At 43.2% G+C, this 25,328-nt stretch carries 18 protein-coding genes and 2 pseudogenes; 18 read left to right on the top strand and 2 right to left on the bottom strand.

Annotated elements, in window-relative coordinates:
* Positions 1-61: 61 nt before the first annotated feature.
* The 14 genes and pseudogenes from ECA01S_RS01055 to ECA01S_RS00995 form a co-directional block, all read left to right on the top strand.
* A pseudogene (locus ECA01S_RS01055) lies at positions 62-4,012 on the top strand (endo-alpha-N-acetylgalactosaminidase family protein); the annotation flags it as partial.
* A 51-nt stretch (positions 4,013-4,063) separates the two neighbouring features.
* Entirely contained in the window at positions 4,064-5,053 is a 990-nt protein-coding gene (locus tag ECA01S_RS14505; protein ID WP_306304202.1) for an LPXTG cell wall anchor domain-containing protein, read from the top strand.
* 65 nt (positions 5,054-5,118) lie between these two features.
* Entirely contained in the window at positions 5,119-7,110 is a 1,992-nt protein-coding gene (locus tag ECA01S_RS01050) for a glucosaminidase domain-containing protein (protein ID WP_067389776.1), read from the top strand.
* A gap of 195 nt (positions 7,111-7,305) precedes the next feature.
* A complete protein-coding gene (locus tag ECA01S_RS01045) occupies positions 7,306-9,003 on the top strand; it encodes an adenine deaminase C-terminal domain-containing protein (protein ID WP_067389774.1) in 1,698 nt (565 codons plus the stop codon).
* Between the two features lie 303 nt (positions 9,004-9,306).
* Positions 9,307-10,530: an acyl-CoA dehydrogenase family protein gene (locus ECA01S_RS01040; protein WP_067389771.1), complete on the top strand. Its 1,224-nt coding sequence runs from the start codon at positions 9,307-9,309 to the stop codon at positions 10,528-10,530.
* A 144-nt stretch (positions 10,531-10,674) separates the two neighbouring features.
* The gene (locus tag ECA01S_RS01035) at positions 10,675-11,526 is read left to right on the top strand and encodes a 3-hydroxybutyryl-CoA dehydrogenase (protein ID WP_067389768.1); all 852 of its coding nucleotides are present in this window, start codon (positions 10,675-10,677) and stop codon (positions 11,524-11,526) included.
* An 11-nt stretch (positions 11,527-11,537) separates the two neighbouring features.
* Positions 11,538-12,317, top strand: coding sequence for an enoyl-CoA hydratase/isomerase family protein (locus tag ECA01S_RS01030; RefSeq protein ID WP_067389764.1), 780 nt, complete (start codon positions 11,538-11,540; stop codon positions 12,315-12,317).
* 15 nt (positions 12,318-12,332) lie between these two features.
* Positions 12,333-13,679 carry an acetyl-CoA hydrolase/transferase family protein gene (locus ECA01S_RS01025; protein ID WP_067389760.1) on the top strand — a complete coding sequence of 449 codons (1,347 nt, stop codon included), beginning with the start codon at positions 12,333-12,335 and terminating at the stop codon, positions 13,677-13,679.
* Positions 13,680-13,697: 18 nt separating this feature from the next.
* The gene (locus ECA01S_RS01020; RefSeq protein ID WP_067389757.1) at positions 13,698-14,858 is read left to right on the top strand and encodes a thiolase family protein; all 1,161 of its coding nucleotides are present in this window, start codon (positions 13,698-13,700) and stop codon (positions 14,856-14,858) included.
* Between the two features lie 132 nt (positions 14,859-14,990).
* Positions 14,991-15,482 carry an acyl-CoA thioesterase gene (locus ECA01S_RS01015; RefSeq protein WP_082703235.1) on the top strand — a complete coding sequence of 164 codons (492 nt, stop codon included), beginning with the start codon at positions 14,991-14,993 and terminating at the stop codon, positions 15,480-15,482.
* A gap of 34 nt (positions 15,483-15,516) precedes the next feature.
* Positions 15,517-16,422, top strand: coding sequence for a LysR family transcriptional regulator (locus ECA01S_RS01010; protein WP_067389750.1), 906 nt, complete (start codon positions 15,517-15,519; stop codon positions 16,420-16,422).
* Between the two features lie 11 nt (positions 16,423-16,433).
* Complete coding sequence (locus tag ECA01S_RS01005) at positions 16,434-17,567, top strand: acyl-CoA dehydrogenase family protein (RefSeq protein ID WP_067389746.1); 1,134 nt, start codon at positions 16,434-16,436, stop codon at positions 17,565-17,567.
* Positions 17,564-18,503: pseudogene (locus tag ECA01S_RS01000) on the top strand (nitronate monooxygenase). The gene ECA01S_RS01005 and the pseudogene ECA01S_RS01000 overlap by 4 nt, the downstream one beginning before the upstream one ends.
* A gap of 315 nt (positions 18,504-18,818) precedes the next feature.
* The gene (locus ECA01S_RS00995) at positions 18,819-19,838 is read left to right on the top strand and encodes a zinc-binding alcohol dehydrogenase family protein (RefSeq protein ID WP_067389743.1); all 1,020 of its coding nucleotides are present in this window, start codon (positions 18,819-18,821) and stop codon (positions 19,836-19,838) included.
* Between the two features lie 38 nt (positions 19,839-19,876).
* Here the strand turns inward: ECA01S_RS00995 and ECA01S_RS00990 are convergent, their stop codons facing one another.
* Entirely contained in the window at positions 19,877-20,875 is a 999-nt protein-coding gene (locus tag ECA01S_RS00990; RefSeq protein ID WP_067389740.1) for a 4-hydroxy-3-methylbut-2-enyl diphosphate reductase, read from the bottom strand.
* 171 nt (positions 20,876-21,046) lie between these two features.
* On the opposite strand from ECA01S_RS00990, the gene cysK reads away from it, so the two are divergent.
* Together cysK and ECA01S_RS00980 are read left to right on the top strand one after the other, a co-directional pair.
* Positions 21,047-21,976: a cysteine synthase A gene (cysK, locus tag ECA01S_RS00985; protein WP_067389737.1), complete on the top strand. Its 930-nt coding sequence runs from the start codon at positions 21,047-21,049 to the stop codon at positions 21,974-21,976.
* Between the two features lie 163 nt (positions 21,977-22,139).
* Positions 22,140-23,087 carry an LCP family glycopolymer transferase gene (locus ECA01S_RS00980; protein ID WP_067389734.1) on the top strand — a complete coding sequence of 316 codons (948 nt, stop codon included), beginning with the start codon at positions 22,140-22,142 and terminating at the stop codon, positions 23,085-23,087.
* A gap of 84 nt (positions 23,088-23,171) precedes the next feature.
* On the opposite strand, the gene ECA01S_RS00975 is transcribed toward ECA01S_RS00980, so the two are convergent.
* A complete protein-coding gene (locus ECA01S_RS00975) occupies positions 23,172-23,615 on the bottom strand; it encodes a GNAT family N-acetyltransferase (RefSeq protein WP_067389731.1) in 444 nt (147 codons plus the stop codon).
* A gap of 113 nt (positions 23,616-23,728) precedes the next feature.
* On the opposite strand from ECA01S_RS00975, the gene ECA01S_RS00970 reads away from it, so the two are divergent.
* Both ECA01S_RS00970 and ECA01S_RS00965 read left to right on the top strand, forming a co-directional pair.
* Positions 23,729-24,400, top strand: a complete 672-nt coding sequence (locus tag ECA01S_RS00970; RefSeq protein WP_067389728.1) for a carbonic anhydrase family protein — start codon at positions 23,729-23,731, stop codon at positions 24,398-24,400.
* A gap of 5 nt (positions 24,401-24,405) precedes the next feature.
* Positions 24,406-25,302, top strand: coding sequence for a LysR family transcriptional regulator (locus ECA01S_RS00965; RefSeq protein ID WP_067389725.1), 897 nt, complete (start codon positions 24,406-24,408; stop codon positions 25,300-25,302).
* Positions 25,303-25,328: the final 26 nt, after the last annotated feature.

Here is a 25,328-nt window from a genome sequence, read left to right as displayed (position 1 = left end):
AGCTACCGTTAGCAGCGAAACTGAGACTGTTAACAGCACTCAAGAAAGTTCACAGACAGAGATGAGTACTGAGAAATCTGAAGCCAGCTCTGAAAAAGCTACTGAAACTACTGAAGAGGCAACAACGACCTCTACTGAGTCCAAGAGTTCTTCAAAAGAGGCGAATCAAAAAGACGCAGAAGTCAAACCAGCTTGGAGTACGGCTTTCCAAGACGGTCAGATGGGTAGCTGGACGGATGTTGTGGGTGGGAATAAACGCACATTACAAGATGGCGCCTTAGATTTTATACGCGAAACTAGTAAGGGCAATAATTCCGTTTCACTTCTTCAAGATTCTCCTGAACAAGCCGATGGTGAAGTCGAAGCTGCTTTTAAAATAAAAAATGGGGAAGGGCGTGTAGGGGTCATTGTCCGTGGTGTTGATGCTGATCATTGGGTCTTTGTCGGCTTTAATACGGGTAAGTGGTTAATTGAAGTTCCTGGAGCATGGAAAGATGATATTACTGGCCCGGCAATTGCAGCGGATACGCTCTATATCTTAAAGGTTCGGTACGAAGGTGAAAAAATCACGATTTGGCTAAATGGTGAAAAATTCTATGAGGATACACCAACTTTAGCCGGTGGTAAAAAAATTCAGACCCAGGCAGGGCATGTTGGTGTGCGCAACTGGTATGACACCAAAACAATTTCCTATAATTACTTTAAAAATGGGGCAGTCGGCTCGATACCGGAAATTGTTCCCGAAATTATACAAGTTGATCCCGTCCACGTGTTCACTGAAATCGGAGAAGAACCAAGTCTACCAACACAAGTGAATACGGTCTACAATACTGGGGAACAGAAGAAAGCTGACGTTACCTGGGAACAAATTCCTGCTGAGAACCTTGAGAAAGAAGGTACTTTTACAGTCAAAGGTCAGGTGGCAGGTACCGAGATTCAAGCCGTAGCAACCGTTGATGTGGTAGGAGAAGGCGAACAAGAAGCCGGCGATGTGATTGGTACGAAGGAACTAAAAGCAGTCCTTGACCCAACTTTCCCACGGGTGATTCGCTATCAAGATGGCGAAGGGAACAAACTGTTTAGCGGCCAATCTGAAAAAATTAACAAAGTAGCTGTCAACGGGAAAAACTATGAAGCCACTGCTACCAAAGAAAAAACGAATGAAAATGATACAAAAGCGGTCTACCATGTAAACGTTGAAGAGCTAGGTTTGACCTTCGATACAGAATTCACAGTGGAAGATAATCAGGTTTTCCATATGAAACTTACAAATATTAAAGAAGCCGCGCAATTAATCAATACAATCTCCATTCCTAATCAAGGTTTGGTCTCAGTTGCTAGCACAGAAAAGGGCGCCGCTTTCGCTGGTGCTAAAATGAATACCGGTACCAATGCCAATAATGGCAACAAAAATGGTGATACGTTCCAAAACCTAAATCACTATTCTACTGAAGGTACGGACCCTTATATGTACGCATTTTTATCAAAAGATAAAGGAGCCGCTAGTATTTGGACTAACGCTTATGGTGATCAGACTGTCGATAACAGTGACAGCAGTCGTTTATACAAGCAAACAGCTAAAACGGACCGGGGGTATGTGACAAGTCTGTGGAGTGGCGCTTGGACTATCCGGCCATTCGGTGCACCGGCTAATTATAAAACAACAGATACACCTGAGTTGAAAATCAAGTTTTCTGCTGATTTGAATGATGATAAACAAGTTGACTGGCAAGATGCCGCAATTGGGTTCCGTGATATTATGAATAATCCAGTTGGTGCTGAAAAAGTGCCCGAACTCGTGAACCAACGGATTCCATTCAACTTCGCTAGTCAAGCTACCAATCCATTTTTAGATACGCTGGATGAAACTAAACGCATCTACAATTTAACTGACGGTCTGGGGCAAATGGTTCTATTAAAAGGCTATCAAAATGAAGGACACGACTCGGCCCATCCTGATTATGGACCAGTTGGGAAACGACCTGGTGGCGAAGCCGACATGAACGCTTTGGTAAACAAAGGACATGATTTGAATGCCATTTTCGGGGTGCATATCAACGCAACCGAATCCTATCCTGAAGCGAAATCTTTTAATGAAGAGCTAGTCAATGTCGATCAAGATCGTTGGGATTGGTTAGATCCGTCTTACGCAATCAACCAACGAAATGATGCTCTTTCTGGTAACCGTGGGAAGCGGTTAGATGAGCTGAAACAAAATGTGCCAAACTTGGATTATATCTATTTGGACGTTTGGGGTAATCAAGGAGAAGCCGGCTGGATGAGCCGCGAAATGGCTAAAGAAGTCAATGACCGGGGATGGATACTAGCCAACGAATTTCCAAATGCGATGGAGTATAGCTCTATTTGGAACCATTGGTCAGCTGAAAAAGCTTATGGCGGTACTTCAACTAAGGGATTCAATAGTAACATCGTCCGCTTCATTCGAAATCATCAAAAAGATACTTGGGTTATTTCAGATAATCCGCTTCTAGGAGGAGCAGAGTTTGAAGCCCATGAAGGTTGGGTCGGAAAGACAGATTTTAACAGCTATGAAGAGGTCACATTCCGTACCAATATCCCAACTAAATTCTTGCAACACTACCAAATCACAAATTGGGATACTACGACTGCTAAAAGTGGTCAAATCTACGGCACAATCAAGTTAGGCAATGAAAAAGGTAAGGTCGTTGTTACTCAAAATGAAGGGGAAGAACGGACAATCACCCTAGATGGCCATGAAGTATTAAAGGGCGACAGTTATTTGATTCCTTGGAATATTGAAGGCGAAAACAAAGCGTATCACTGGAACGAAAATGGCGGAACCACTACTTGGGACCTGCCAAGTGCGTTACAAGATAAAAATAATCTTCATGTTTATCAATTGACCGATCAAGGGAGAATTGATCTGGGTGGCGCAACCGTTTCAGGCAATCAAGTAACGATTGAGGCCAAGGCTAAAACACCATACGTGATTGCTGAAGGAGCCGAGGTCAAACAAGTAGAATTTGGTATTGATACACCGTTTAAGGACCCTGGATTCAACGGCAAAGATACTTTGCAAAACTGGGATGTATTAGCTGGAAAACCGCAAGTGACGCGTAATCCAAATGGCGATTATGTGCTTGAGCCAGGAAATGATGCGTTAGAAATGACACAGACATTGAAAAAACTTGAAGCTGGCGATTATAGCTTCTATGTAAATACAGAAAGCCATGGGCGTAAAGTCAAAGCTCGTATTCAAGTGAACAATAAGCTGTATGTTCGCGAATTTGAAAACTCAATGGTCCAAAATTATATTCAAGCAGATGTTAATCACACAAGTACTGCCTACCCACAATACATGCAAAAATTGCGGTTAGACTTTACTGTTCCAGAAGATGCGACTGTTAAAGTTTCTCTATTAGCGGATAAAGGAGAGGAAACTGCCCGTTTTGATGATTTGCGAATCGTTTCTCGCAACACTGAAGTTCAGAATTTGAAGAAGAACTTGGTTATTACTCAGGACTTCGAAGACGAACAAGCTATTGGATTGTTCCCGTTTGTCAAGGCTCAAGCTGGTGGTGTAGAAGATCCGCGGGTCCATTTATCTGAGCTGCATGATCCTTACACCCAATATGGCTGGAACGGCAATAAAGTCTCCGATGTGTTGGAAGGAAAATGGTCTCTGAAAGCCCATAAACAAGGGGCAGGTATGATGCTACAAACGACTCCGCAGAATGTCGCTTTTGAACCAAATGTGAAATATACAGTCAGCTTTGATTATCAAACAGATGGAGCTGATAATTTCTATGTAGGTAGTCTGGATCAAGAATTCACAGCTGGTAACGATGAAAATATTCAAAAAGTGAATTGGTCAAAAGATTCTATTTCTTCAACTGCAGCAGATGGCAAGACTAAGCATTTCAGCATGGATGTGACTGGTGCTGAAAGCGGCAAGACAACGGTTGGTATCTACACCAATGGTGGTGCGTACGACTTGATTATCGACAACTTCAAAGTTGAACGAGAAGCGACACATGATGTGAAACAGCTAGAAAAAGCAATTGCAGAAGCCAAAGATAGCATGAAGGACCAACCTAATATTGCTAGACTACGTCTATTTGCTGCGACACCGAAAAAAATCTACACAGAGGAGTCACTGGCAGTCTTAAGCCAACAGTTGCAGGACGCTGAAAAAGTCGCCAAGGATACTGATGCTTCACAACTAGAAATTGATGAGGCAACCAAGACATTGAATGAATCCATTGAAATGCTAGTAGTGGAAGGAACCGAGAACGACACAAGTGAACTAACCAAACTGATTGACCAAGCAAAGGACGTAACCCCATCTGAGGGCCATATCTTTACCGCTGAAAGTCTAGAGAAATTGCAAAAAGCTTTAGAAAAAGCGCAAGCAGTCTTAGGGAATGAAGCTGCGACTCAAGAAGAAATCAATCAAGCAACAACTGATTTAGCTGCTGCAATTGATGGTTTGGAAGAAACGGCAATCACTACTGATGTGGATACAAAAGACTTACAAGCAGCTCTTAAAAAAGCCAAAGAAAGCAAACCACAAACAGGCTATCAATACACCGCTGCCACACAAAAAGCTTTGTCCGCTGCAATCGCAAAGGCAGAAAAAGTTTTAGCGGATTCGCAAGCAACACAGGCAGCTGTTGATGAAGCAACTACGGCCCTTGAAAAAGCAGTCGCAGAGTTGAAAGAGGAAAAAATTAAGGACTCTAGTGAAGAATCCACTTCTTCTACGGATGATTCAACTGGAACAACAGATTCCTCAAGCAATAGTACAGATGATTCTACCAGTGGTACCAAGGACTCTACCGAAGCTACTTCAGACAGTCAAAAAAATGGTGCCGGCAGTAATGGATCCAACAATCAATCCAATCATCAAAATCAACAAAATAGTACGAATGTTACAGTGAAACAAGAGCAAAAAGGACTGTTGCCGCATACTGGTGAAAATCGTAGTATCAGCGCCCTAATTGCAGGGATTGGCTTGGCCTTATTGGGAATTGCTGGTCTCATCTTCTACCGGAAAAAATCAACAAAATAAGAAATTGCTCGCATATGGGCAGGAATTTCCTGCTCATACGTGAGTTTTAGGAAAGGGAGATCATCATGAAAAAGCAAAAACTTGTCTCGCTGCTGACACTTTGTTCTCTTAGCTGGACGAGCTTGGCACCCATGATGTCAGTCTATGCCAATCAGGAAGAGCAGGTTGAACCGACTATTACAGAGACGTCTGCCAAAGAAACGCAAGCGCCGACTGAAACGACAGCCGCCTCCAGTAATGACCGCGAGACAGCCAATGAAACAACAGAAACAACGGAGCCAATTGAAACAAGCGAGACAAATGATATAAATACCTCTGAAACGACGGGGACCAGCGTAATTGAAACCAGTGAAACGACCTCGGTCACTAGCGATAGTAGTGGTAGTAGCGCTGAATCAACGGCAACGACGGAAAGTACCACAGAGAGCACCCAATCAACAACAAGCTCGTCAACGCCAGCAGCCTCACATGATAGTTCTGAGAACAGCAAGCCCACAACTAGTGAGACTACTAATGATAGTAAGGGGCCTTCTGGGAAACCAGTAACTCCAACAAAACCAGAACCAGGAAAAAAGGAACCTTCAAAAGAAGGCACTGTATCCCAAAATCCTGCGATAGCTGACATTTCTGGGTTCGTTGGCGCGAAATCAGAGAGTTCAAAAAATGATATTCTCTTCTCAAACACCATTTTCGGACAATATGAGTTGCCGATGCTAGCCGAATTGTCCAACCAAACGCGCGGCGCTTTATTGTTTAGATTATTGAGTTTAACGGAAGATCAGCAAAAGGAAAAGAAGCTGTCCGTCACTAAACTAAGTAGTATTTACCGCGAAGTATTTCAGCTGGATAAAAAAGCCAAAGTAGTCTCCTTTGACAAGGCTCAGCCGGGTGACCTGCTTCAATGGCAAGAACCTAATAGCCGAGGTATCAAGGAAGGAATCTATTTGGGAAATGGCTTTTATTATGCTCAACCTATGAAAAAACAAGATAAAAAGCAACGTCTCTTTATTTTCTCATTGGGATTGCGTGAAAAGCCAGATACTGTTTGGAATGTGATTCAAAAGGCAGAGCTGACAAAGGCTGGGCAAAAATTTCTCCGAGAATATCCCGCGAACGTTGCCATCAAGCCAAGTAAAGAAACGCAGAGATTTATTGCTGAAATAGGCGAAACTGCCCGCAAATTAGGACAGAAGAATGATCTATTTGCGTCGGTAATGATTGCCCAAGCAATCCTGGAAAGTGGTTCTGGTCAAAGCAAGTTGAGCCAAGCACCGTTTTACAATCTCTTTGGAGTGAAGGGAAGCTACCAAGGACAAAGCGTTTCTTTCGATACTATCGAAGAGCGGACGAACGGTGAAAAATACCATATTACCGCGGCTTTCCGCAGCTATGGCAACTACCAAGGTTCTTTAGAGGACTATGTTGGATTATTACGTAAGGGAATTGACGGCAATGCTCATTTTTATCAGCCAGCTTGGCGATCTCAAGCTAAAAACTATTTGAACGCAACACGCTCTTTGACTGGATCGTATGCAACAGATTCAGAATATGCGAATAAATTAAACTCATTGATTGCGGCTTACCATTTGACGCAATATGATCAAGCCAAAAGTGATCATATTGATATGATCAGCTTGAAACAATTGCCAGAAAAAGTACGAGCAGCTTTGACATTAGGCTACTATGATGGTGTCGAACGGAATCGTTCTGGCTCTTATCCAGCAGGGCAATGTACTTGGTATGTGGCAAATCGTTTGGCACAACTTGGGAAGCCCGTAGATGATTTCATGGGGAATGGTGGCGATTGGGGCTCGAAAGCGCAACGCTTAGGTTATGAAGTCCAAGCGAAACCTTTTGCCGGAGCCGCAGTTTCCTTTTCGCCAGGTGTTTTAGGTGCTGATGCCAATTATGGACACGTAGCTTTTGTTGAAGCGGTCACTGATCAGGGTGTGTTGATTTCTGAAAGTAATGTGAAGGGCTTAGGGAAGATTTCTTATCGCCTGCTTACTGCGAAAGAAGCACAGCAAAAGGGTGTCACTTATTTTTTCCCAAAATAAATTTAAAATAAAGAGATTCTTTTCATATTCAAGAGAAGAATCTCTTTTTTTCAGTATCTTGAGCGTGTGATGTTGCAAATTAAATAATGAAAAATCAACAAAATCGAAGAATGATTAAAACAAGTTCCTTTTCTTTCCTTGTAAGATGATGATATAGTAGCTCCGAAATGATAGCGCTTTTTTAGGAGGGAAAATATGCAACAAGATCGATGGACAAATCAAACGATTCGCAACATGACCCAGGTGGTAGATGGTAATAAGGTACCGACTTTAGTATTGAAAAATGCCACTTATCTCAATACATATTTAAAAAGATGGGACCACGCAAATATTTGGCTAGTAGATGACCGCATCGTGTATGTGGGGGAACGACTCCCAGAATCAACAGAAATTGAAATTGTAGACTGTCAGCCATACGTGTTAGTGCCTGGCTATATTGAGCCGCATAGTCATCCGTTTATGCTGACAAATCCCGTTCATTATAGCGCTTTTGCCGCAAAGCATGGCACGACTACTATGATTCATGATAATTTGCCGCTTTTCTTACAGCTGGAGAATGAGCAAGCCTTTCAGTTTATCGAAAAAATGAATAAGCTGCCTTATAGCGCCTATTGGTGGGCTCGTTTGGACGGACAATCTGCTTTCAAGGAAGAACCTTTCAAGGATCCGAAAGTTTCTCAATGGATTCAACATCCTAAGGTGGTACAGGTCGGCGAATTAACCGGGTGGCCTCAATTGATGCAAGGGGACGAACAAATTCTTTCATGGATTCAAGAGGCACGCCACTTAAGTAAAAAAGTCGAGGGTCATTTTCCTGGAGCTTCTGAGAAAACCTTAACCAAATTAGCACTTTTGGGGGCTGAGGGGGATCATGAGGCGATGAACGCCGAGGAAATTTTACGACGTTTAAACCTAGGTTATATGGTGACGATGCGGGAGTCTTCGATTCGTCCTGATTTACGCGAAATTATACGGGGACTTCAGCAAGAAAAGATTACCCGTTTTGACCGATTTATGGTCACGTTAGACGGTGCGCACCCTTACTTTCATGCCGAGGGGCTGACGGACCACCTCATCAAAATTATGATAGAGGAAGGGATTCCTTTAGAGGATGCCTATTTAATTGCTAGCTATAACGCGGCCGTTTATTATGAATTGGAAGCACTCCATGGTTCAATCGCAGTGGGCCGCATCGCCAACATTAATTTTCTGTCAGCGAAAGATCAGCCAACGCCGGTCGCTGTTTTGGCCCAAGGCAAATGGGTGGATCTAGCACCGGAGGCTCCCGTTGACTTTGACTGGGAGGCAAGTCCTTTTCAAAAACGTCAGCTAGACTGGACGTTAAGCGAGGTCGATTTGGAATTTGAGGGCCAGCTAGGTATCGAATTAGTCAATAACGTCATTACAAAAAGCTATGAACGAGCGGGGGATTTACTAGAAGGTGAGGCTTATTTAGCGCTCTTTGACCAAAACGGTAGCTGGCGCGTCAACAGTTTCGTTAAAAATTTCGTCAGCGACTTAGGCGGACTAGCCAGCTCATACTCTGGGACAGATGATATTTTACTTTTGGGCCAAAATAAGCCTGATATGCAGTTAGCCTTCCAACGAATGAGGGAAATTGGCGGGGGGATTGTTGTAGTTGATAAGGGACGCATCCTTTATGAATTATCCTTGCCTCTAAATGGGCATATGTCAACTTTACCAATGGAAAAATTAATTGAAGAAAATCAACGACTACAAGACTTGTTAGCAGCTCGCGGTTATGCGTTTGCGGATGCTGTGTTTACGATCCTCTTTTTTACTGCGACTCATCTACCCTTCGTGCGGATTACCCCACAAGGAATCGTCGAGGTTAAGAGCAGCCAAGTCATTCAACCTAGTATTGAGCGCTAAAGTGATGAAGGCACCTTTCTATAAGGTGTCTTTTTTTGTTATATTTCACAAAAAAATGAGAAAGATAAGTGCAGCTTATAGGGAGCATGATCTATCAATCGTCAAAAATAAACTTTTTTTAGTGAATTTTTGATGTTTTTTTAAAACAGAAATCCTATCAAATCAACGTTTATATCTTATCTATAAGTTTAGCTAATAGGTTGCTTAATTATTCATAAGTTTTTTTCTAACCGAAATGCCCTTAAACTAGATATTGAAAAGGCTTACAAAATGTGAGCAAAAAAATAATAGGAGTGATGAACGATGACAAAGATCAATGCAAAGGAATTTTACCCGTCTGACCTGTATGAATTATCCCATGAGCTAACAACTGGTGAATTAGAAGTATTGAGTGATCTAAGAAAAACTTTAGATGAAACCATTATGCCAGTAGTTGATGAACACTGGGAAAAGGCGGAATTTCCTTTTGATCAATTTACCTCATTAGCCCCATTGCAATTGTTAGATAACGACAAACTATTTGAAGAACGACCTGGTAAAAAAGTCTATGACAAAAATTTTGTAACCGCTACAAGCCCTGTCTATAACGTCTTTAAAACAGTTGAGCTTGCAAAACATGATGCGTCAATCGCGACTTTCTATACTGTACACACAGGCCTATTCTTACAAACAATTCTACAAGGCGGCTCGCCAGAACAAATCGATCGTTGGGCGAAAAAAGCCATGGACTTTGAAATTCAAGGCTGTTTCGCTTTAACAGAGCCTGAGCATGGGTCAGATGTTGCTGGTGGCTTAGCGACTACCGCTGAAAAAATTGGTGACGAATGGGTAATCAATGGTGAAAAACGCTGGATTGGTGGCGCAGCAACTGCCAATGAAATGGCTGTTTTCGCTCGTGACGTAGCAGACGGAAAAGTCAAAGCCTTCATGGTACCTGGCGATTCAGAAGGTATCACCGTTGAAAAAATTGAAGAAAAAATTGCGTTACGTTTAGTACAAAATGGTCACATTACCTTTAAAGATGTAAAAGTGACAGATGACCGCCGCTTAGTAAATGTCAATTCATTTAAAGATGTTGCTCATATCTTGGGCATTACTCGCGGTTTCGTAACCGACTTAGCAACTGGTATCACAATGGGGGCCTTCGAATATGCCTTGAAATACGTGAAAGAGCGTGACCAATTCGGCAAGAAAATTGCTTCTTACCAATTAGTTCAAGAAAAATTAGCTCGCATTCAAGCAAATGTGGTGGCGAACCTTTCTTACTCTATCAACTTAGCAAAATTACAAGACCGCGGCATCTTCGCAGAACAAAATTCTTCTATCGGGAAGATGCACAATGCGATGCGGATGCGTGAAAGTGTGGCGCTAGCTCGTGAATTGTGTGGTGGTAACGGAATCACGCTTGAGACAGGTGTGGCGCGGATGTTTGCTGATGCGGAAGCCATTTATTCTTACGAAGGAACTCATGAGATCAATGCATTGATCATCGGTCGTTTCTTAACAGGCAAGCAAGCATTTGTTTAAACCCAACCATTAGGGTCTGTGGCAATCATGCCACAGCCCTTCTTTCAAGGGAAATAGCAGATTTGAAGGTAAGCCGGAATTCGTAACAATCTTTCGCCAATTACTGCTTATCTTTAAAAAAGCCAAGGATGGAGGAAATTTTTCATGACAATCAAAAAAGCAATGGTGATCGGCTCAGGACAAATGGGGTCAGGTATCGCACAGGTATTAGCTCAAAGCGACATTGAAGTGATTTTGAATGACATCAGACAAGAATTTGTCGAAAAGGGTTTTGCAAAGATCAAAAAGCAAGTGGAGCGCCTGGTAGAAAAAGAAAAAATCACAGCTTCTGATAAAGACACAATTTTAGGCAACATCAGTTTATCAACGGATTACCAAGATGCGAAGGACGTTGATATCGTCATTGAAGCTGCCACCGAGAATAAAAAAATCAAATTGGAAATCTTCCGTCAACTAGATGAAATTACGAAGCCTGAAGCAATCTTAGCTTCTAATACATCAAGTCTGTCAATTACTTCCATTGCAGCGGTGACACAGCGACCTGAACAAGTCGTGGGCATGCACTTCTTTAATCCAGTACCTGTGATGAAATTAGTCGAAATTGTTAGCGGCTTGAGAACCAGTGATGAAACACGAAAGGTAATCGCAGATTTAGCTGAAACCATGAAAAAAGTCTCCATCGACGTGAAGGATTCACCAGCCTTTGTGGTAAACCGCATTTTGATGTCCATGATTGGCGAAGCGATGTTCACTGTTTACGAAGGCATTGCAACAGTGGAAGAAGTCGATGAAGCCATGCGTTTAGGCGCTAATATGCCAATGGGACCTTTACAGTTAGCGGATTTCGTCGGACTGGATGTCTGTCTGGCTGTTTTCGAAGTAATCTATCAAGGATTTGGCGATTCAAAATATCGCATTTGTCCGTTACTCCGTCAGTACGTTGAGGCTGGCTGGTTAGGTAAGAAGACTGGTCGCGGCTTTTATAACTACGAATAGGAGGAACTGGTATGAAATATGAAACGATTTTAGTTTCTGTTGAAAACGAAGTTGTCACGATTACCCTGAACCGTCCTAAGATTCTCAATGTTCTCAGTCAGCAAGTTATGACAGAATTAGAGACTGCGTTGGATGAATTGTATAGAGCGGATATCAGACTATTATTAGTTCGCGGGGCTGGGGACAAAGCTTTTGCCGCCGGGGCAGATATCAAAGAATTTGTCGGACGAGAACCTGAAGCAGCTGCCAGCTTGTCCGCAATGGGCAATCGAGTACTGCTGAAGCTTTCGCGTTTTCCAGCACCAACCATCGCCGTTATCCAAGGCTTTGCACTGGGCGGTGGAATGGAAATCACGTTAGCATGTGATTTGCGTATTGGTACACCTAACGCCAAAATGGGCTTACCTGAAGTGGGCTTAGGCATCATGCCTGGCTACGGTGGTACCCAACGTTTAGCCCGTTTGATTGGTCCTGGCAGAGCCAAAGAATTAGTCTTTACCGGGAAAAATATTGACGCCGAAACGGCCTTTAACATGGGGATTTTAAATCAAGTGGCGCCAGAAGAGGAATTAGAGAGTGTTTTGAAAGAGTGGACCGTTAAACTCTTAGCCAACGCACCAATTAGTCAAGCCACCGCTAAAAGAGTGATGGATCAAGGCTTAGAAACGACGCTAGAAGAAGGCCTCAAGTTAGAAGCAGCAGGCTTTGGTAAGCTATTTGGAACTGAAGATGAAACAGAAGGTGTAAATGCCTTTATTGAACGTAGAAAACCGCACTTTACCAATAAATAGAAGGAGCGAACTGACATGAAAGAGCAATATCAAAAAATGTACCAAGAACGGTTAACGACACCTGAACTGGCAATTAAAGAAATCGAACCAGGCGATGCCATGTTCCTAGGAGGAGTGGCTGCTGAGCCGCCAACCATTTTGAATGCTTTGCGGGAATACGATGGGTTGAAGGACAACCGGATGTATCGGACCTTGTCGACTTCACCAGGCTTTGATTTACCAGCAAATGTCTTGAAACAATATACCTTCTTTATGTCTGGTTTTGACCGGGCAGAACGGAAGAAAAATCCCGGTATCATTGATGTGATCCCTAATCATTTATCCGATATTGGACGGATCATGCAAAACCGTGAAAAGGAACCAATTTTTATGGCAACGGTTTCGCCAATGGATGAGGACGGCAATTTTTCGCTAGGAACAACGGTTAACGGAAGCGCTGAGGTATTAGAGGTAGCCAAAAAAATCATTTTGGAAGTCAATCCCAATATGCCCCGAACATTTGGCTATGAAAACAAAATCCACATTTCGGAAGTAACGGCTTTAATTGAGTCTAATGCTAAAATTCCCGAATTACCGGTAATCGAGCCAAACGAAAAAGACTTAGCTATTGGTAAAACGATTGCAGACATGGTTCAAGATGGCGATACAATCCAATTAGGAATTGGCTCCATGCCAAGTGCTGTTGGGAAGTTCTTAGCTGACAAAAAAGATCTGAGCTTCCATTCGGAAATGATGATTGATACCTTTGTTGATTTGTACGAGCAAGGGGTTATCACTAACAAGAATAAGAAATTAAACCCAGGTCATTCTGTGGCTAACTTTGCCGCAGGAAGCCGCCACCTCTATGATTTCATGGACAACAATGAAGAAATTCATATGCTGAGAACTGATGAAACCAATGACCCGCATATCGTAGGTCAGTTAGAAAACTTTATCAGTATCAACGCTGCGGTTGAAGTGGATCTTTACGGACAAGTCAGCTCAGAAATGATTCGCGGTACGTATTATTCCTCGACTGGTGGTCAAGCCGAATTTGCCCGCGGTGCCCATCGTGCTAAAAACGGGAAGAGCGTGATTTGCTTGTATTCCACGGCCAAAGATGATCAATTTTCTAAAATCGTGCCCACATTTGTGCCAGGCACTATCGTGACGACCTCTAAAAATGACGTAGATATGATTGTAACAGAATACGGGAAAGCCGTTCTGAAAAACCGGAGTCTGCAAGAACGCGCTGAAGCTTTGATTGCCATCGCCCATCCTAATTTCCGGGAACAGCTATGGGAGGATGCCGTTACTATGAAAATCATTCCCGCAGGATTTAAAAATCCTTACATGACCGAAACTGTCGAAGAGTTAGCATAATATAGGAGGAATTTATTTATGAAAGAAGCAGTAATCGTAGCATACGGACGTTCAGCCATTGCCAAAGCGCGGAAAGGGTCATTAGCGAATGAGCATCCGGTAGACTATTCTGCCGAGGTTTTAAATGGTGTTTTAGATCGCGTAAAGGAATTAGATCCTAAGGAAATTGATGACATTATCGTGGGTGTTGCCTATCCTGAAAAAAAACAAGGTCATAATATGGCGCGGATTATTGCACAGCGCGCGGGTATTCCAGACACGGTATCCGCACAAACAATCAACCGTTTCTGCTCGTCTGGCTTACAATCAATCGCAACAGCCGCCAATGCGATTATGGCGGACCAAGCCGATGTGATCGTAGCAGGTGGTGTGGAAGCCATGACGCATATCAATATGTTGCCAGAGGAGTCTGACAAGAGTGACTATTTGGTAGAAATCAATAGCGACATTTACTTGCCAATGGGGATGACAGCGGAAAATGTGGCTGCCCAACGTAATATTTCGCGTGAAGATATGGATCGTTATGCCGTAGAAAGCCATCATAAAGCGCAAAAATCACAGGAAACTGGCGTATTTGAAAAGGAAATTATTCCAGTGACTTACACAGATGCTGAAGGCAAGAAACAAAAACTAACCAAAGATGAAAGTATTCGTTACAACAGCACTGTTGAAGGGATGCAAGGCTTGAAGTCGCCATTTAAAGAAGACGGCGTCGTAACAGCCGGGACTTCTTCACCAATGAATGATGCGGCAGCCTTTGTTGTAGTGATGTCGTTAGATAAAGCACGGGAGTTAGGCATCAAACCAATCGCAAAATTCGTCGGCTTCCAAACAGCCGGCTTAGATCCTGCCATCATGGGGCTAGGTCCCGTCCATGCAATTCCTAAAGTAATGGAACGCAGCGGCTTAACCTTAGATGATATGGATTCCATTGAATTTAACGAAGCTTTTGCGGCACAAGTGTTGGGTACAATCGATGAATTAGGTCTAGATGTTGAAAAAGTGAATCCTCGCGGAGGCGCACTGGCATTAGGCCATCCACTAGGGGCTTCTGGTGCAGTCTTGACCTCACGCTTACTTAACTATCTGGAAGATACAGACGGGAAATACGGTCTAGTCACTATGTGTATTGGTGGCGGTATGGGGGCAGCCGGTATCTTTGAAATGATGTCAGAATAAGCAGCGAAGGGGAGTGGGAGAAGACTGCTCCCCTTTTCTCTTGTGAAATTTGCTATTTTTATGAGAAAATTATTAAAAATAGCAGAATTTTTTGCTATGATAATAGTAGCAAAAAGAATGGAAGTGACCGATATGCTTACTTGTAAAGAAACAAAGGCTGTCCAAAGCCATATTATTATGTACCCTCACCTAAATGCTCATCGAACTTTGTTTGGTGGTCAGTTGATGCAATGGTTAGATGAATCTGGTGGCATTTCAGCAGTTCGTTTATCCCGTAGCGGCGTAGTAACCGCCTCTATTGACCATCTGGATTTTCTTCATCCCTTAGAGCATGGTCATGCGGTTTGTATTGAAAGTTATGTCTCAGGTGTCGGACACCGTTCCATCGAAGTTTTTTCAAAAGCGATAGGGGAAAACTTGATCACTGGCGAACGATATTTAGCGAATACCAGCTTTATGACCTTTGTAGTAAAAGAAAAAGGTTTAGCATTACCAGCCATCCAGCCAGAAACCGAAGAAGAAGTTTATATTTGCAGTGGTTATAACGAGCGCCGCGCAAAACGTGAAACACAAATTAAACAAAGCATCGATTTAGCTAAAAATATTTCACTAAAGTTGAAGTAAACTAAAGGCAGAATAGGCCGAAAGGAGGAAGCTCATGGATATCACGCAGCTGCATTATTTTATTCAAGTGGTGGAATCAGATTTGAATCTTTCACAAGCTGCTCGTAAAATTCATATTACCCAGTCAGCCTTGAGTCAGATGATTTCGAACTTTGAATCAGAGGAAGAATTGTTACTGTTTGAACGGAAAAACGGTCGATTAGAGAAGCTAACCTCGGCTGGGCGTCAATTATACGAGTACGCCGTGGAAATTGTTGCCAAATATGCTGAAATGCGCGAGATGATTCAGCGCGAGTCCTTGAAACAAAAAGGAACTATCCGAATTGGTATGCCCTCAGCAGTGCTCCGTATCTATTTTCTTTCCTTTCTGCCGCAGTTTATATTGGATCATCCGGAACTTAGAATCGAAATTGTTGAGGCTGGCGCCAAAGAACTACAAGAAAAACTGTTGCAGCATGATTTAGATTTAGCGGTGTTAGTTGATCCTGCTAATTTAAATCCCCATGAGTTTGAAGAACACGTTATTCAAATTGATGAATATGTTGCCTATACGCGTAATGGCCATCCACTAGAAAAGAAAGGGGCTGCTATTAGTTGGCGTAGTTTGAAGCCATACCCCATCGGGACCTTCCAGAAGAACTATACAACCTATGACTTGGTAGCCGAGCGACTAGCTAAGCGGGTTCCTGGCGGGAAGATTCGTTTCACTAGTGATTCACTAGAATATCTGCTGGATCTGACTGATCATTCAGATACCGTCATTATTTTGCAAAATTCAATGTATCAATACGCCGAGAAAAAGAATATCCACCGGAGCTTCTTTAAGGAGACCCTGCAATTTGTCTTGTTGCTGTGCCGACCTAAAAAACCTTTTTATACTCCTGAAGAGAAATTCCTCTATGAAGCGATATTGGAATACTTTTACCAGCCGGTAGAATAGGAGGAACTCATTTGGATGCATTAGCGTATGTGGACTGGCTCAGCAAAGGAACGCTTGTCCAACAGGCGGCTGACTTTGACCAAACAAGTAAATTTCCAGAAGAACTGGTCCAAGAATTAAGTAAGCGGGGGATTTTTCGTATTGGTATCGCCAAGACGTATTGGGGAGATGGCGATGAAATGCAAGTGTTTTTAGAAATGATCCAAAAAGTCTCGGAAAGTTTTCCGGCCTTGGCTAGTATTTTATTTACCCAATCCTCTTTTGCCATTTGGCCATTGCTTAGATTTGGGACAAAAGAACAACGCGAGGAGTATCTTGTTGACTTTTTCAATGGTGAACGTTGGGGCTCCTTTGCGCTAAACGAAGCTACTGGTAGTTTTTTAGATGATTTACATACAATTGCAACGGAAAAAGAAGATCACTGGGTATTGACAGGAGATAAGGTCTCCATCTCCAATGCACCGATTGCTGATCTTCTCTTTGTCGTGGCCCGTACCCACTGTCTTGATGAATCAGAAAAGTATGGAGTCTTTTTAGTCGATGCCAAGAGTCCAGGGGTGACTATCAGTGAACCTGTTGAAAAGGTGGGCTTAAAGGCCTTACCCGTTGCGGATATCCAATTAAAAGATGTGCAAGTGCCAAAGGAAGCTATTCTCGGCGGCAGCTTGGCAGCCCAGCAACAAATAATTAGCATTATCAACCGGATCCGAATTTGTATCTCCGCGCAATCAATTGGGATTGCCAAGGGTGCTTTAAAAGCCGGCTTACAATACGTTACCAAGGAACGTAAATTCGGCCTGCGTTTAATCAATCTGTTAGAGACCCAACGGATTTTGGCCGAAGTAGACACAGCAATAAGTGCTGCAGAGGTTTTTTTAACACAAGGGTTAACGGAAGGCATGACCGATTTAGATGCAACAAAAAGCCGACAAATCGCTAAAATCAAATTATTCTGTACGAATACCTCGATTCAAACCACCGAATCACTGGTTGCCATGACAGGGGGTTATGGTTATACCCGTAGTAATCAAATGGAACGTTTGAGTCGTGATGCTAAAATTACCGGTTTATACGGTGATTCCGCCGATGCTCAGAAACGAATAATTGCAGCTAAATGGTTGCACGAAAGAGAGGAAAATAAATGATTACAGAATTGTTGGGAATCAAATATCCCTTGTTTCAAGGAGCCATGGCCCAAATTTCACGACATGAATTAGTCATAGCCGTTTCTAACGCTGGCGGCTTAGGTGTTTTAGCTTCTGGTTCTATGGATGCAAGTACATTACGGGCAGAGATTAAGGCTTGTAAAGCCGGGACTGATCAACCATTTGCGGTTAATTTGATGCTGATGATGCCTAACATTGCGGAATTGGTGGAGGTTGTCATTGAAGAAAAAGTACCAATTGTCACGACTGGCGCCGGCACACCCAAAGCGTTTATTCCTCAGTTACAGGCAGCGGGCATCAAAATATTCCCAGTAATCGCAACTGTAGCGCAAGCTCTTAAAATGGCACAATTAGGGGTGGATGGTGTCGTAGCAGAAGGTACTGAAGCAGGCGGGCATGTGGGTGAAACTGCCACTTTTCCCTTAGTCCGCCAAGTAGCACAAGCGGTTACGATTCCCGTGATTGCTGCCGGTGGTATCGCTGATGGGCATGGGCATCGTGGCCAGCTTTGCATTGGGGGCCTCTGGTGTTCAGATTGGCACTCGCTTTTTAGCTTCGGTAGAAGTACCGATTCCTGAAAGTTATAAACAGGCAGTCGTGACTGCGCGAGATACTGATACAGTAGTTACTGGTCGCAGTAACCGTGCACCAGTCCGGGTAATTAGTAACGCAATGGCAGAAAAATACTTGCAGATGGAACATGATCAAATGCCGCGAGAAAGGCTAGAAGAATTGACGATGGGTTCACTGCGCAAAGCCGTTTTTGAAGGAGATGCGGAGAATGGCTCTTTGATGGCTGGACAAATTGCCGGAATCATCCATGAGGTACAACCTGTCGCAATAATTATAGAAGAAATGTTCAATGAAGCAGACGAGGTCAGAGCAAAGCTACCGCTAAGTTTTCTCCCTAAATAAGTCAGCGGTTGGGACAAACATCTAACTCCGAGAAATAAGAAGGCGTTGCTTCTGCCTCCACCGTTTATTGGGATACTGAAGAGACTGGGATATAACTTTTTGAGTTTATAGACCAGTCTCTTTTAGTTTTTTAAAAGACTAAAAGTAGAAGCGGTATTTCCTTAACTTCGAGTAGACAGTCGTCGGGATCGCGAAAATCTTTTAAAGGTTTTTTAGTTAACGAATGACTTTTTTCCTTCATGGGACTGTTTAGTTGACAGTCTAATGAACGAAATCTATGGTTAACGTAATGAGACTCAGAGTGGAGGAGATATTATGGAAGAAATGAAAGCAATCGGCTTTTATGCGGGACATCCTATTGAACACGCCGATAGTTTTATTGAACAAAAGCTGCCGATTCCCGTTCCTACAGGTCATGATTTGCTAGTGAAAATTAGCGGAATCTCGGTCAATCCAGTGGATACTAAGCTAAGAAGTACCGCTAAGAAAGAGGAGTCTTTTAAAATACTGGGTTACGATGCAGTTGGTACAGTAGTCGCCAGCGGGTCAGAGGTGAAGGACTTTCAGATAGGAGATCGCGTCTTTTATGCGGGAACTACGAAAAGAGCGGGTTCTAATCAAGGATTCCAGTTGGTTACCGAAGAAATTGTTGCCTTAGCTCCTGAAAATTGGACTGATGCAGAAGCAGTAAGTATCCCTTTAACAGGTTTGACGGCTTTTGAACTTTTATTTGAAAAGTTTGGACTACTGCCTCAAGCACAAGCAAATGAAGGAGATATCTTAATCATTAATGGGGCGGGAGGCGTCGGCTCGATTCTAAGTCAGTTAGCGTCATGGGCTGGCTTGACTGTATATAGCACCTCGAGTCCAGCCAAGTTTTCCTGGCTGAGACAGATGGGCAGCGCTCACGAACTGGATCATCATGTCCCTTTGCAAGATTCATTGCGAGACTTGCCTCGGCAGAGCTTTGATTATATCGCGGTTTTGTATGACGTGACGCAATACTTTGAACAGTTGACCGCCTTGATCAAACCCTTCGGACATATTGGGACGATTGTTGGTATTCAAGAGGCACTGCCACTAGGAGCTTTAAAAAATCTCTCAGTCAGCTTTGATTGGGAGTATATGTTCGCGAAGACCGACCATGATTATCGCATCGCGTCACAAGGGGCTATTTTGCAGCAGTTGGCACAATTAGCAGAAGCAAATAAGCTTAAGCCAACGGTGACTAAAACCTATCAAGACATCACGGTAGAGCATCTAAAACAGGCCACGCGGGACGTAGAAGCCGGACATATGCAGGGGAAAGTCGTGTTAGTCGGTGATTTTCGCTGAAAAAACCGCCTAGTCAAAAGCTGACTAGGCGGAGCGTTTTATCGTTTACCTTCACGGAGATCAGCTAATCGCTGTTCTCTTTTTTTAGTAAGATCCTTTTTTCGTGGCCGAGGTAGAATGGTATCTGCCGGGACAGCTGACTGTTTATGCCAAGTTTCTGGGTCTTTAGGATCAAAGCTTTCTAAATATTGAACGACCTCTCTGACGATAGGCGTTGGCGTTGAGGCGCCCGCTGTAACGGCGACACGCTCCACTTCCATGAGCCATGCCGGATCAATATCTGCTACATTGCCAATACGATGAGCAGATGTTTGGGCCTGCTGGATGGAAACTTGTGCCAGGCGATTACTATTATTACTGCGAGGATCGCCTACAACTAAGGTTAAATCACAATCACCAGCTTGTTCAGCTACGGCTTCTTGCCGAACTTGCGTGGCTAAACATATTTCTTTATGTATTTCCACTTGCGGGTAGCGCTCTTGAATCGCTGACATTAAATCGCTGACATCCCATTGACTCATTGTTGTTTGATTCGTTAAAAACAGTTTTCTTTCAGATAGGTCAGGCAGCTGTTCCAAATCAGCCAAGTTGCTTAGTAAAAAAACGTGCTCCGGTGCGACGCCCATAGCGCCTTCTGGTTCCGGATGGCCTTTTTTACCAATATAAAGGACCTCATAGCCTTGATCGACATGTTGTTTGATCAACTCATGAGTAATCGTGACATCTGGGCAAGTCGCGTCAATGGTCACCAAGCCTTTTTCAATAGCCCGCGCTTTGACTTGCGGAGAAATGCCGTGGGCGGTAAAAATGACTGTTCCTTCGGTTACCTGCTCTAAAATTGCGAGGCGATTGGGGCCATCTAGGGTGATGATACCGGCTTCTTCAAAAGCAGCTGTCACATGCTCATTATGAACGAGCATTCCCAATAGATAAATAGGACGGGGCAAATCAGTATCTAAACTGGCATTGCGGGCAATAACCATGGCATCTACGACCCCATAACAGTAGCCGCGTGGGCTTATATGAATGATTTCCATAAAGAACCTCATTTCTGATAATTTAGTGAAAGGCAGAACCTATCACGATCGTCATTTCAAAAGAAATTGAAAACGATCTCGTTTTTGGCGTATGATGAAAACATATTATTGGTAACTTCCCTTTGGTTACTTTATCATAAAGAAGAGAAAGAAAAAAGGAGACGAAAGACCATGACAAAAATTTATAACAATATTACAGAGTTGATTGGGAATACACCAATCGTTAAGTTGAATCGGGTGGTTCCCGACGGCGCAGCCGATGTTTATGTAAAGCTGGAATTTTTCAATCCTGGCAGTAGTGTAAAAGATCGTATCGCCCTCAGTATGATTGAAAAAGCAGAAGCAGATGGCATTTTGAAACCTGGTGACACCATTATCGAGCCAACTAGTGGGAATACAGGGATTGGCTTGTCAATGGTTGGGGCAGCTAAAGGGTATAAAGTGATTATCGTAATGCCCGACACCATGAGTGTAGAACGCCGCAAATTGATGCAAGCTTATGGCGCTGAACTGATTTTGACACCGGGAGCTGAAGGTATCAAAGGTTCTATCAATAAAGCGACAGAATTAAGTCAAGAACATGGTTACTTTATGCCATTACAATTCGATAATCCAGCCAATCCAGCGGTTCATGCGAAAACCACTGGGGTTGAAATCGCGAACACCTTTGGTCAAGCAGGACTTGATGCTTTCATTGCTGGCGTCGGTACAGGTGGTACTATCAGCGGTGCTGGCGAAGAACTGAAACGGGTTTATCCTGAAATCAAAGTAGTGGCGGTTGAACCAACAGAATCTGCCGTTTTAGAAGGCGGACAACCTGGTCCACATAAAATTCAAGGAATTGGGACTGGTTTTATTCCGAAAGTATTAGATACGAAGGTCTATGATGAAGTCATTGGCATCTCTAGTGATGATGCTATGGAAATGGCTCGTCGCGTGGCAAAAGAAGAAGGCTTTTTAGTGGGAATTTCCTCTGGGGCAGCGATTGCCGCCGCTTTGAAAACAGCAGAAAAGCTTGGTGCTGGCAAGAAAGTCTTAGCCATCGTACCAGATAATGGAGAACGCTACCTATCTACCGCGCTTTATCAATTTGATGCTTAATAAATGAAACAGGGCCGAGCTTTTGCTCGGCTTTTTTGCTGTAATGAAATGACAAAGCTTAACAACTGCTTAAGAACGAGCGCTATTTTACTGAAAAACGGCCATCCGTTTGGTTTCCGATTGGATTTTGTTTATAATAGAAAAAAAGCACGAGGGGGTAACTATGTCAAAGAAGAAGAAAATCATACTGAGTGTCTTTAGTGTGTTATTGATTCTAGTAATCGCAGTTTGCGGCTATGCAGCCAAGGTTTATTTCGATGTTAAAAATTCAGCAAACACGATGTATGAAAAAGTGGATCATGATAATCAAGCCACGGTTAAAGCCGGAGAACCATTCTCCGTGCTGCTTTTAGGAATCGATACCGGCGATTTAGGCCGGACTGATCAAGGTCGTTCGGATACAATGATGGTGGCTACTGTGAATCCTAAAAAGAATGAAACAACTTTAGTTAGTATCGCCCGCGATACTTATACTGAAATCGTTGGCCACGGCACAGAGGATAAAATTAACCATGCCTATGCCTTTGGCGGCGCAGCTATGAGTATGGCCAGTGTCAGCAAATTATTGGACATTCCCATCAACTATTATGTGACTGTCAACCTCAAAGGATTGCAAGAACTAGTTGATGCCGTTGGCGGCATTGAAGTCGACAATAAATTGGACTTTAGCCAAGATGACCATCACTTTGCTATTGGGAAGCTTTCATTAAATGGCGAGGAAGCCTTAGCTTATTCAAGAATGCGTTATGAAGATCCTAATGGCGACTACGGTCGGCAAGAACGGCAACGTCAAGTCGTAGCGGCGATTGCGAAAAAAGCTCTTTCAATCAATAGTGTCACCAATTACCAAAACATCTTGAAAGCCATGGAAGGCAACATCAAAACAGATATGACCTGGGACGAGATGCAAAATATTGCGTTAAATGACCGCGACTCTTTTAGTTCGATCAAGAGTGATCAACTACAAGGGGACGGCTTCATGCAAGATGGTGTTTCTTATCAAGGGATTTCTGATGAGGAATTAGCACGGGTTCGAACTGAACTGGATCAAGCATTAGACCTAGACTACGTGAATAATAGTTCAACTGACTCTTCCAGTGTGACCGAATAAAAAAAGCCGCAGTATCCGTTAGCAGGCCTTGAAGTTGGCTGAATCAGCAACTTTGGCTTGCCGTAGGATGACTGCGGTTTTTCCTTAGGTTAAAGATTTTTGATACAATTTCATGGGCCGGTCAAAAATATCCTGGACAGGTTTAATCAGGTGATAGCCCATTTTTTCATAGAAATTTTCTAAGCTAGTGACTAGAAAAACGGTTTTGTAGCCCGCTTTGATCAAGGCATGTTCGGCCTGTGCGACGAGTGATTTAGCTAAAAAGCGACCACGAAAGTCAGGGTTGACGTAAACCGTTGCAATAAACGGCGTATAATCACCTTCTTTCAAAATGTCCTTTTCCACGAAGGACGTAAAGCCGGCTAGCTGGTCATTTTCAGTGGCAATAATCACGCCTTCCCAGTCTTTAAGTTGCCGTTCCTGCATACGTTTTGCTAAAAATTGAGCAGCTGACCATTCTTGCTGCTGAATCATTTCAGCTGCTTGATCCCAGTCAGCATCTTCTTGATACATCGTCTTGATTTCCATTTTCTCACCTCATATACAGTATACTCAAAAAATCAAATTGGCTGTGAGAAGAGACTTGGAAATTGCAATTTTTATAAAGGTAAGCTAATCTAAACTGAAAAGGAGGCAGCAACGTGAATCCAATATGGCAATACGAATCTGGTCCCAATGGTCCAGAAAATTGGCATCACTTGTGTGAACAGTTTGCTTGCGGTCGTGATTTTCCTGATCAATCGCCTATCGAACTGCTGGAAGCACAATGTGTTGTCGATCCAGAAAAAATCCAACTAAAATTTCATTATCAAAGAGAACGTTTCTTCGCGCAACGTTTTAATCACGCTGCCCATTTTGTTCCACCAGAACGAGAAAGCTTCGTGAATTATCAAGGAGTACGTTACGTCTTATCAGATATCCATTTCCATACTCCTGGTGAACATATTGTCGAAAAGCATTCCTATCCTATCGAGTGTCATTTGGTGCATACTCATGAGCAGCAAAACTTAGTGATCGGTATTTTGCTAGATTTGGATGAGGATCGTGGCTTACGCTTAGGAGATATTGAGGCGGGCGTCAATAAAGGCGAGTTTTTCTTCAACCCGGAAATGTTCTTGCCAGAGCTACTAAGCTATTATCAATACGAAGGCTCCCTGACCACACCACCGACAGTCGGACCGATTCCGTGGTTCGTTATGAGCGAACCAGGTTTAATCGCCAATGAGCTGTACATGGAATTGCAGGGGGATAATGGTCATAATAATCGTCCTATCCAGCCTTTAAATGGGCGAAAAGTCTACTTTGTGGAGTGAGCTAAATGAATTTTCAACAATTGAAATACGTGACTGCCATTGCCAATAGCGGCAGCTTTCGAGAGGCTGCCAGAAAACTTTATATCTCACAACCCAGCTTATCCAGCGCTGTGAAAGAGTTGGAAGAAGAGCTGGGCACAAAGCTGTTTATTCGAACCAATAAAGGGGTTAGCTTGACGAAAGCGGGTAGCGAATTTTTAGATGACGCGCAGCGTGTTCTGAATCAAATCGAGTTAATGGAGTTGCGCTTTAAGCAGGAGGAGCGGAAGACCCAATTTTCGGTTGCGGCACAACATTACGATTTTCTCGGAAACGCCTTTGCCACAATCGTCAATGAATGCCAGTCTTTGTTTCACAGCTTTCGTTTGTTTGAAACAACCACTATGAAAGTCGTTGAAGAGGTGCAGAAGGGGCAGAGTGAATTAGGCGTACTGCATCTAAGTGAGGCAAATGAACTAGCACTGTTGCGCTTTTTGGAAAAAGCCGATTTAGCTTATGAAATCGTAGGCAGCTTTCAAACACATATTTTTCTCGGTCAGCAACACCCGCTGGCAAATAAAGAAGTGCTTGAGGTTGCTGATTTAAATGCCTATCCGCAAATTCGTTTCACTCAAGAGGCGGGGAACTCCGCTTATTTCGCGGAAGACCTGCTGGATATCCCAGATCAAGAGAGTGTTATCTACACCAGTGATCGCAGTACTTTAATGAATTTGTTAGTTAATACCAATGCTTATGCCTCAGGGTCAGGTATCGTAACTCGCGCGGCTGAAAAAGGACTGGTTCTAGTCCCGCTGGCCCATAGCCCCGAGAATCGTTTAATCGTGGTATACCCAGCTACTAGTCATTTATCGCAAAGTGCTCGCCAATTTATCAGCGTTTTACGCAAAATAATAGCCGTATGAAGAAATTCTTCATACGGCTATTTTTC

Origin of the sequence: Enterococcus canis NBRC 100695 (assembly GCF_001544375.1) — a bacterium.
In the GTDB taxonomy this organism is placed as follows: domain Bacteria; phylum Bacillota; class Bacilli; order Lactobacillales; family Enterococcaceae; genus Enterococcus_H; species Enterococcus_H canis.
The sequence above is the reverse complement of the archived record's forward strand: the minus strand, read 5'-3'. Positions and strand labels throughout refer to the sequence as shown.

Excerpts from the sequence above, each read along its gene's own strand:
- ECA01S_RS01030 (WP_067389764.1), top strand. The coding sequence starts at position 11,538 with ATGAAATATGAAACGATTTTAGTTTCTGTTGAAAACGAAGTTGTCACG.
- ECA01S_RS01050 (WP_067389776.1), top strand. The coding sequence starts at position 5,119 with ATGAAAAAGCAAAAACTTGTCTCGCTGCTGACACTTTGTTCTCTTAGC.
- ECA01S_RS01025 (WP_067389760.1), top strand. The coding sequence starts at position 12,333 with ATGAAAGAGCAATATCAAAAAATGTACCAAGAACGGTTAACGACACCT.
- ECA01S_RS00965 (WP_067389725.1), top strand. The coding sequence starts at position 24,406 with ATGAATTTTCAACAATTGAAATACGTGACTGCCATTGCCAATAGCGGC.
- ECA01S_RS00995 (WP_067389743.1), top strand. The coding sequence starts at position 18,819 with ATGGAAGAAATGAAAGCAATCGGCTTTTATGCGGGACATCCTATTGAA.
- ECA01S_RS14505 (WP_306304202.1), top strand. The coding sequence starts at position 4,064 with ATGAAGGACCAACCTAATATTGCTAGACTACGTCTATTTGCTGCGACA.
- ECA01S_RS00980 (WP_067389734.1), top strand. The coding sequence starts at position 22,140 with ATGTCAAAGAAGAAGAAAATCATACTGAGTGTCTTTAGTGTGTTATTG.
- ECA01S_RS01010 (WP_067389750.1), top strand. The coding sequence starts at position 15,517 with ATGGATATCACGCAGCTGCATTATTTTATTCAAGTGGTGGAATCAGAT.
- ECA01S_RS00975 (WP_067389731.1), bottom strand. The coding sequence starts at position 23,615 with ATGGAAATCAAGACGATGTATCAAGAAGATGCTGACTGGGATCAAGCA.
- ECA01S_RS01035 (WP_067389768.1), top strand. The coding sequence starts at position 10,675 with ATGACAATCAAAAAAGCAATGGTGATCGGCTCAGGACAAATGGGGTCA.
- ECA01S_RS01015 (WP_082703235.1), top strand. The coding sequence starts at position 14,991 with ATGCTTACTTGTAAAGAAACAAAGGCTGTCCAAAGCCATATTATTATG.
- ECA01S_RS01020 (WP_067389757.1), top strand. The coding sequence starts at position 13,698 with ATGAAAGAAGCAGTAATCGTAGCATACGGACGTTCAGCCATTGCCAAA.
- cysK (WP_067389737.1), top strand. The coding sequence starts at position 21,047 with ATGACAAAAATTTATAACAATATTACAGAGTTGATTGGGAATACACCA.
- ECA01S_RS01045 (WP_067389774.1), top strand. The coding sequence starts at position 7,306 with ATGCAACAAGATCGATGGACAAATCAAACGATTCGCAACATGACCCAG.
- ECA01S_RS00990 (WP_067389740.1), bottom strand. The coding sequence starts at position 20,875 with ATGGAAATCATTCATATAAGCCCACGCGGCTACTGTTATGGGGTCGTA.
- ECA01S_RS01040 (WP_067389771.1), top strand. The coding sequence starts at position 9,307 with ATGACAAAGATCAATGCAAAGGAATTTTACCCGTCTGACCTGTATGAA.